At 60.5% G+C, this 7,087-nt stretch carries 8 protein-coding genes; 7 read left to right on the top strand and 1 reads right to left on the bottom strand.

From position 1 onward, the window contains the following. Positions 1–50: 50 nt before the first annotated feature. The 5 genes from GNZ13_RS04410 (at position 51) to GNZ13_RS04390 (ending at position 3,937) form a co-directional block, all read left to right on the top strand. Positions 51–662, top strand: coding sequence for an HD domain-containing protein (locus tag GNZ13_RS04410; RefSeq protein WP_172160837.1), 612 nt, complete (start codon positions 51–53; stop codon positions 660–662). Positions 663–948: 286 nt separating this feature from the next. Further along, entirely contained in the window at positions 949–1,416 is a 468-nt protein-coding gene (locus tag GNZ13_RS04405; protein ID WP_172160835.1) for a FecR family protein, read from the top strand. Then, complete coding sequence (locus tag GNZ13_RS04400; protein WP_236001801.1) at positions 1,413–2,027, top strand: OmpA family protein; 615 nt, start codon at positions 1,413–1,415, stop codon at positions 2,025–2,027. The genes GNZ13_RS04405 and GNZ13_RS04400 overlap by 4 nt, the downstream gene beginning before the upstream one ends. Before the next feature lie 188 nt (positions 2,028–2,215). Further along, positions 2,216–3,550, top strand: a complete 1,335-nt coding sequence (locus GNZ13_RS04395) for a CHASE2 domain-containing protein (RefSeq protein WP_328807175.1) — start codon at positions 2,216–2,218, stop codon at positions 3,548–3,550. A gap of 252 nt (positions 3,551–3,802) precedes the next feature. Further along, positions 3,803–3,937 (top strand): entericidin A/B family lipoprotein, encoded by a 135-nt coding sequence (locus tag GNZ13_RS04390; protein ID WP_172160831.1) that lies wholly within the window; start codon positions 3,803–3,805, stop codon positions 3,935–3,937. A 135-nt stretch (positions 3,938–4,072) separates the two neighbouring features. Here GNZ13_RS04390 and GNZ13_RS04385 read toward each other — a convergent pair whose 3' ends face one another. Continuing rightward, positions 4,073–5,047 (bottom strand): LysR family transcriptional regulator, encoded by a 975-nt coding sequence (locus tag GNZ13_RS04385; protein WP_172160829.1) that lies wholly within the window; start codon positions 5,045–5,047, stop codon positions 4,073–4,075. A 129-nt stretch (positions 5,048–5,176) separates the two neighbouring features. Between GNZ13_RS04385 and GNZ13_RS04380 the strand changes: the two genes are divergently transcribed. Together GNZ13_RS04380 and GNZ13_RS04375 are read left to right on the top strand one after the other, a co-directional pair. Further along, positions 5,177–6,007, top strand: a complete 831-nt coding sequence (locus GNZ13_RS04380; RefSeq protein WP_172160827.1) for a class I SAM-dependent methyltransferase — start codon at positions 5,177–5,179, stop codon at positions 6,005–6,007. Between the two features lie 13 nt (positions 6,008–6,020). Next, positions 6,021–6,545 (top strand): hypothetical protein, encoded by a 525-nt coding sequence (locus GNZ13_RS04375; protein WP_172160825.1) that lies wholly within the window; start codon positions 6,021–6,023, stop codon positions 6,543–6,545. The last annotated feature ends 542 nt before the right edge of the window (positions 6,546–7,087 follow it).

Below are 7,087 nucleotides of genomic sequence, written 5' to 3'. Positions count from 1 at the left end.
GGTACGGTGCCGAACAGTCACGCATCCGTGCAGGGTGGAAAGGGGCGGGAATGAGCCAGACGCAAGCGCGCTTCATCGCATTGTGGTCACGCAGCGGCGGCTTGCGCGCCGAGGCCGCCTATGCCGATCTTGCGCAGCTTTATGCCGAACCGACGCGTCATTACCACACGCTGCGTCATATCCGCCGCTGCTTGCACGATCTCGACCGGGCGTGTAGCGCGATTCCTCATCCCGATGTTGTCGAACTTGCGCTGTGGTGTCACGACGTGGTCTATGTTCCCGGCGCATCGGACAACGAGCAACGCAGCGCGGACTGGTTCCGGGAATGGGCAGATGACCGTATCGCTGCGGGCGAGCGCATCTGCGAAATGATCCTGGCGACCAGGCATACGTGTGTGCCGGCCGGATTGGACGATCGCTTTGCCTGCGATATCGACCTTGCGGTGCTGGGCGGTCGACGGAACCGTTTTCGTGAGGAAGGAGTGCGCCTGAGGGCGGAACGTCCCGACCTTGACGACCGCGCCTACGACATGCGCGAACGGACGTTTCTGGGCAACCTGCTGGCACGTCCGCGCATCTATCACACCGATTTTTTCCATGCCCGTTGCGAAACGCGCGCGCGGGGGAATTTGACGTGGCGGCTCGGCTTGCCTGTGCCGTGATGAGCTTGAGATGGCGGCGCGGGGTTGGCCGCAGCCGTAAACCAGCTGCCAAAGAAGTGTCTGGTGCGATATGCGCGGAAGCGCACAGAGTCATTTGGATCGGCGCCATATTCTGTTCGATACAGCGGACACGTCTCCAACTGACTTCCAAGAGCAGTATTTCTGCACGCCCTTCACAAGCCCCAGCTCTACGAGCAGTCGGGCAATGATCGCTCACAACACCAGGTCGACATCGGGGAGCCGCGCTGCCCCGCGGAAAGCAGCTTTACGCAATCAGGTGCCACCGATGCGTCTTCGAGTCATCAACCATGCCTTGATTCTTGCCTGCGGGTGCATGGCTGTCGCCGATGTACTTGCCGCCGATGCTGCCGGCGTCGTCAAGACCCTTAAGGGTACGGTGCAGATCGAGCGGACTGGAGGAAGTTCGGGTGCGGCCATCGGCAGCGAGGTTTACGGCAGCGATCGCATCGTGACCGGCCCGGAATCCTCCGTCGGTATCACGCTGCGTGACACCACCCAACTCTCGGCCGGCGCCAATACCATCCTCGAGCTCAACAAATTCGCGTTCAATACCACGACCCATGACGGAGTGCTCGACGCCACCGTCAAACGTGGTTCCCTGGCGGTGATTTCCGGAAAGTTGGCGAAGGCGAATCCGGAGGCCGTCCGTTTCAGCACGCCGACCACCACACTGGGCGTGCGCGGCACTGAATTCATCATCGAAGTCGGCGATAAAGGGGAGGGTGCACGTTGAAGGCTGCAATCCGACTTCACGGGCTGGCATCTGCAGCAGCATTCGTCATGCTGGCTTTCCTGGCTGGGTGCAGCACTCCGGACAAAATTATTCTATTGCCGGATCCTGATGGCAAAGTGGGAGCGGTCATTGTCCACAGCGCCACCGGAGAGCAGACAATAGACAAGGCTTACGCTGGCGTCGGCGTCGCTAAGGGCGGCGCCATCGAAAAAACGATGGATAGCCAATCCAGTGTGCAGGCCCGATATGGCGAGCTACTCGCGGCCCGGCCTCCTCGGCCCATGACATTTACGATTTTTTTTCTCTTTGACTCTGCTACCGAATTGGCCCCGGAGTCTGCCGATACGGTTAAAAAGTTAAAAGCCGTGCTGGCGACCTGGCCTGCACCTCAACTCGTGGTGGTCGGTCACACCGATCTGGCGGGCTCTCAGGAGTTCAATGACAAATTGTCCATGCAGCGGGCGCAGAGTGTTGCTGCGTTCCTGACCAAGCAAGGCATTCCCGCCCGGGAAATAGAGACCGCTGCCCGGGGCAAGCGCGAGCCACTGGTCCCCACGGCCGATGGCGTTCCTAATCGCATGAACCGGCGCGCAGTCATCACCATCCAATGACCCGCGCCAGTCATCGGCGCTGATGGGCCTTTCCGTCGATGAAACGCTTTTACGACCCATGGATTGCCCGCATCAGGACTCTGCTGAGAGCGGCCCAGGGGCGTCCGGTGGCACTGGTGGTTTTGTTCGGCCTGAGCCTGCTCAACCTGTGCAGCGAATGGCCGAGCGACATACCGCGTCCGGCTTTCGTGGACACGCTCGACGAGGCGCTTCCCGACTCCTTTAAAACAGCCCGGCAAATTCTGTTCGATCAGTATCAGCGTCACTTCCCGCGGATTCCGACTGCTCAGCCCGTGACCATTGTCGAGATTGATGAGGAGACGCTCGCAACTGTCGGGCAATGGCCCTGGCCGCGAAATCGACTCGCGAGCCTGATCGATGCCCTTGCGGCACTGAAACCGCTGGCTATCGGTCTCGACATTTACATGCCGGAGCCGGATCAGACCTCTCCTGACAAGGTGGCTGGCAATCTGCCGAACACGGCTGCGGCTCTCGCTGCCGGCTTGCGGGCCCTTCCCAGTCACGAAGCCATTCTCGCCAGATCGTTGCGTGCAGCGCCGACCATTCTGGGTGCCGCGGCGCTCGATCATGCCGCCTTCGCCACCAGCACCGATCTGCGAAGCGCGCCGATTCTCGTGCATGGCACCGACCCACTGGACCACGTGCAACGGTTCGACTATGTGCTCGCCAGCCTGCCGGAATTGCAGGCGGCGGCCCACGGGCAGGCGATGCTGAGCGTGGCGCTCGAACAAGGCGTAGTCCGGCATATTCCCCTCATCACGGGTTTGAGGGAGAAACTGGTTCCCAGTCTACCGATGGAAATGCTCCGCCTCGCCACGGGTTCATCGGCGATCGACGTCTTTGCCGACACATCGGGCGTGCAAGCGGTGGGTGTCGCTGATGTGCTGGTGCCCACGCAGCCCGGGGGTGACATCTGGTTGCATTTCGCGTCCATTCGGTCGATGCTGAGCCGCTACGTGTCGGCACGCGACATCCTGCGCGGAACAGTCGATCCGGAACGGATCCGGGACAAATTGGTGCTGGTCGGACTGACCGGTGCAGGCCTGACTGACATGCGCACGACCGCGTTGGGGGAACTGGTGCCGGGCATCGAAATTCAGGCGCAGGTCATCGAGACGATTTTCGAGGGACGTTTTCTGCGCCGCCCCATCTGGCTGAAATGGGCAGAATGCACCTTCATTATGACTTTCGGTCTGCTGATCATCTGGTACGTGCCTCGCCCCCATTCGCGGTTCGCGGTATTCATACGAGTTGTCCCCAGGGGTGTCGCCGCTCTGGGTATCTTCCTGCATCTGCTGAATCTTCTATTCTGCTTCTTTATTTTCATGCGCTTCGGACTGCTGGTCGATGCGGCCTCGATTTTCATTATCCTGTCCGCAGTCATGGGCTGCTTCTTTTCACCCGCGTTACTCCGCGCCGACGAACAAACCAGAACGGAGGCCACGCACACGCCGGGGCGTGAAGACGACAACGACCGCACCGGCAAAGCGCCAGGACCTTGAGATAGCGGTTGTGCGAATGGTCTGCAACTTGAAAGCGGCCGGACAAGGGAGTTTCGCCCCGGCAGAGTGGGCTGTCAGCCTTTCGAACCTCAGGTCTTGCGTAAGTCTGATGCCACTGCTGGCCCATGTCTCGCTTACAATGAGATTCATGCAAGCATGCTTGCATGCGGTGGTCCCGATGAGCCCGCGACACCCATGCCCATCTGGTGTCAGCACCATTGCCGACACCAAAGACTTCTCGAAGGAGGCAACATGACACGACTCATTGCTTTGCTTCTAATTGCCGGTACCACTCTCCTCGCGGGCTGCAACACGATAGCTGGAGCCGGCGAGGACATATCGAAAGGTGGCCAGGCGATCCATAACTCGGCCGAACAAGCCAAATAGACGGCGCCAGCTCCGGGATCTCGGCTTTGGCCGCCGGGTAGCTGCGCAACTGATCGGCGATGATCTTGCGCGACCGTCCCAGCAGCGTGACAACGCCCGATCAACGCCTATGTTGTCGACAATCCCAGCACGTTCTCAAGATTTGTTTGCACGTTCGAACTCGCGCAACCTCCGCGCAATTGTTCCGTCACTCGGAGCGTCAGCGCTCTGGTATTTAACGTGCTCGATGAATGCGCGCAGTTTGGGCAAGACCTGGCGTCTGCCTGAGTGGTATAGAAAAACCCCTGGCGTTGTGACGGCGAAGGGTGTCAGCAGCGCTTGCAATCGGCCGTCAGCGATCGGCGCTGCGGCGAGCGGGCCGGGTACTTGTGCAAGTCCGACACCTTGAATCGCCGCTCCGAGGAGTGTGGGGTAGTCGTGCGCGATTAGCGGCCCGGAGACGATTGCCTCAACTGCCTTGTTGCCGTCGACAAAGGGCCAAGGCGCGATCGACCCGTTCGAGCGGCGCATGCGCAGGCAGGCGTGGTCACGTAGATCGTCGATGCGCTCCGGCCGGTTTCGCCGATGCAGATAATCGGGGCTGCCAACGACCTCGAACCGGAACGGCGGCGTCAGTCGTACCGCGACCATGTCGGCCGCGATGAACTGGCCCATCCTGACGCCGGCGTCAAACCCTTCGGCCGCGAGGTCGACCAACTCCGGGCTTGCGACGATCTCAACCTCGACCTCGGGATAGGCACGGCAGAAGGATGCGATCAGTGGCTCCAACACGATCGGCACTGCCGCGCTCGGCACCGAGAGGCGCAACAGTCCGGACGGTCGCTGTCCCAGGTCACGCGCGACGTCGCTTGCAGCGACGAGTTCCTCGAAGGCAGGCTTTGCTCGTAAAAGGAATCGTTCGCCGGCTTCGGTCAGGCCGACACTCCGCGTTGTGCGTACGAAGAGCGCGGCGCCGACGCGCGCCTCGAGTACGCGTACCGTTTGGCTGATCGCCGAAGGCGTCACCCCGAGTGCCGCGGCCGCTTTACGAAAACTGCGGTGCTGGGCAACGCTCAGGAACGCCTCGACCCCGTCGAGCGCGCCTTGCCGGACTGTGAAGTTTTGCTTCATAACGCATCAATATTATCGTGAATAGTCGCTCGTTGGAAGCGGTCCTAAACTCTGCTTGCGGATCAGGAGTCCCGCCAACATCGAGGCTCTCGACGCCGATAGCCCCCTGAAACCAAAAGGAAACTTGCAATGACCGATAGCCTTGATGGCGTGCGCGACCACTATCGCGCGACCGGGCTGACCGAGCGGCTGAAGACGGCACTCACTGCCCTTGGCCCGGAGGACAAACGGCTCACACCTCAGCAACTGGGTGCCCTCGACCAGTTTCACACCCGCGGGCTTGCCGCGACCGTCGAGCTTGCCAGGTTCGCCGGGGTCACCGCCGACAGTTCGGTCCTGGACGTCGGCTCGGGCGTCGGCGGGCCGGCGCGCTTTCTGGCCGCGACCTATGGCTGCCAGGTGACGGGTGTTGACCTCAGCGAGCCATTTGTGGACGCCGCGCGCTATCTGACCGGGCGCACTGGGCAGAGCGGGCAGGTGTCGTTCCAGACCGCCAGCGCGTTGGAGCTTCCCTTTGACGACGGCCGCTTCGATGTAGTGTTGCTGCAGCATGTGGCGATGAACATCTCCGACCGGGCGCGGCTCTACTGCGAGATCCGGCGCGTGCTGAAGTCGGGAGGCAGGTTTGCGACCTACGACGTCGTGTTGAATAGCGGCGAGCCACACTATCCCGTTCCTTGGGCGCGGACGCCGGCAACGAGCTGTCTCTTAAGTGCCGGCGCGACACGCGAGGCGATCGAAACAGCCGGTTTCCGCACGCTGACATGGCAAGACGACACCGAGGCAGCCAAAGACTGGATTGTCCAGTTGCGCGCATCGGGGCCGCCGCCGTCGCCCAATCTCGGCGTGGTAATGGGCCCGGACTTTGCGCAACTTTCCGCCAACCTGGGACGCAATCTCCTGGAAGGCCGGCTCGGCATCCTGACCGCGGTGTTCGAGGCCGCGTCGACCAACCCCTGATAGGAGTTCCGCAATGTCACCCGAAACCATCTTCCAGATACATCTCGTTCTAGGCTATGTCGCGTGCCTGCTTTGCTTCATCGTGTACGTCCTGCCCAAGCTTAAGTCGATGGACCGTTTCGACGCGCAACGCGCCATCGCTACGCTGCACAGCTTTCGCTTCTTCGGGCTTGTCTTCATCCTTCCCGGCGTCGTCGGACCTGGTCTGCCGGCCAGCTTCGCCCAGTTCGCCACTTATGGAGACTTCGCAACCGGAGTGCTGGCCATCCTGGCGCTGCTCACCTTCAGGATACGTCCACTCTTCTGGTTTTTCGTGGTCGCCTTCAATCTCGTGGGAGCGGTCGACATCATCGTCGACTATTACCATGCGACTCGGATCGGCCTTCCTGCAATTGCGGGGCAACTGGGCGCCACTTACGCGATCCCGATCATCTACGTGCCCCTGCTGATGATCACGCACTTCGTCGCGTTCTATTTGCTGATGCGTCGTCAGCCCAAGGCGGCTTGGGCTTTCGCTGGTGATGCGGCTGCATCTTAGATCGGATTAGACACGCGATATGGCTTACGTGTGCATCAAGTTATAGTTTGAGGTCCTACTGATATGTCGAGCGTCCTCTTTGTGCCCTCGAACGCTAGCAGAGCTTAGGGTTGCCCGGCCGAGAAGTGGGATGCGCACATTTTATCGTTTGAGCTCTATATTCCGACTCGCACTGCATTTCTGCGGACTCGGTTCGATTGGGGTCTGTTGATTGCGCAGCGGAAAAGCACGACGAAACGATCTTGTTTGCCTCCACATAGCATTGATCCTCCTCCTGCGCATACGCGAACATCACGCCGGTCGACAAGAAGGCGAGGATTGGTGCGTTCAGTAAAAACTTGGTCATCTTGCCTCCTTTTCGCGGTCGCGACATATCAAGCGCGAGAGGACCCGGTCCATCCACCATTCAGGGATACTAGTCTTACTGTGTCACATAATTAGTTGCGCGCTCTATTGCCGTACAGGAAGAGTGCCATCGTTGCATGAGCCGTAGTCCAAGCAGGATACGCAACGTGGTAATGGAATCAGGAACGTGGCGTTGT

This window comes from Paraburkholderia elongata, from assembly GCF_013177735.1.
Lineage (GTDB): Bacteria > Pseudomonadota > Gammaproteobacteria > Burkholderiales > Burkholderiaceae > Paraburkholderia > Paraburkholderia elongata.
Note: the sequence above shows the minus strand (reverse complement) of the source record. Positions and strands in the feature narration are given on the sequence as shown.

Bases quoted from the DNA above. Each gene is read 5' to 3' on its own strand.
- GNZ13_RS04410 (WP_172160837.1), top strand. From the start codon at position 51: ATGAGCCAGACGCAAGCGCGCTTCATCGCATTGTGGTCACGCAGCGGC.
- GNZ13_RS04405 (WP_172160835.1), top strand. From the start codon at position 949: ATGCGTCTTCGAGTCATCAACCATGCCTTGATTCTTGCCTGCGGGTGC.
- GNZ13_RS04380 (WP_172160827.1), top strand. From the start codon at position 5,177: ATGACCGATAGCCTTGATGGCGTGCGCGACCACTATCGCGCGACCGGG.
- GNZ13_RS04375 (WP_172160825.1), top strand. From the start codon at position 6,021: ATGTCACCCGAAACCATCTTCCAGATACATCTCGTTCTAGGCTATGTC.
- GNZ13_RS04390 (WP_172160831.1), top strand. From the start codon at position 3,803: ATGACACGACTCATTGCTTTGCTTCTAATTGCCGGTACCACTCTCCTC.
- GNZ13_RS04385 (WP_172160829.1), bottom strand. From the start codon at position 5,047: ATGAAGCAAAACTTCACAGTCCGGCAAGGCGCGCTCGACGGGGTCGAG.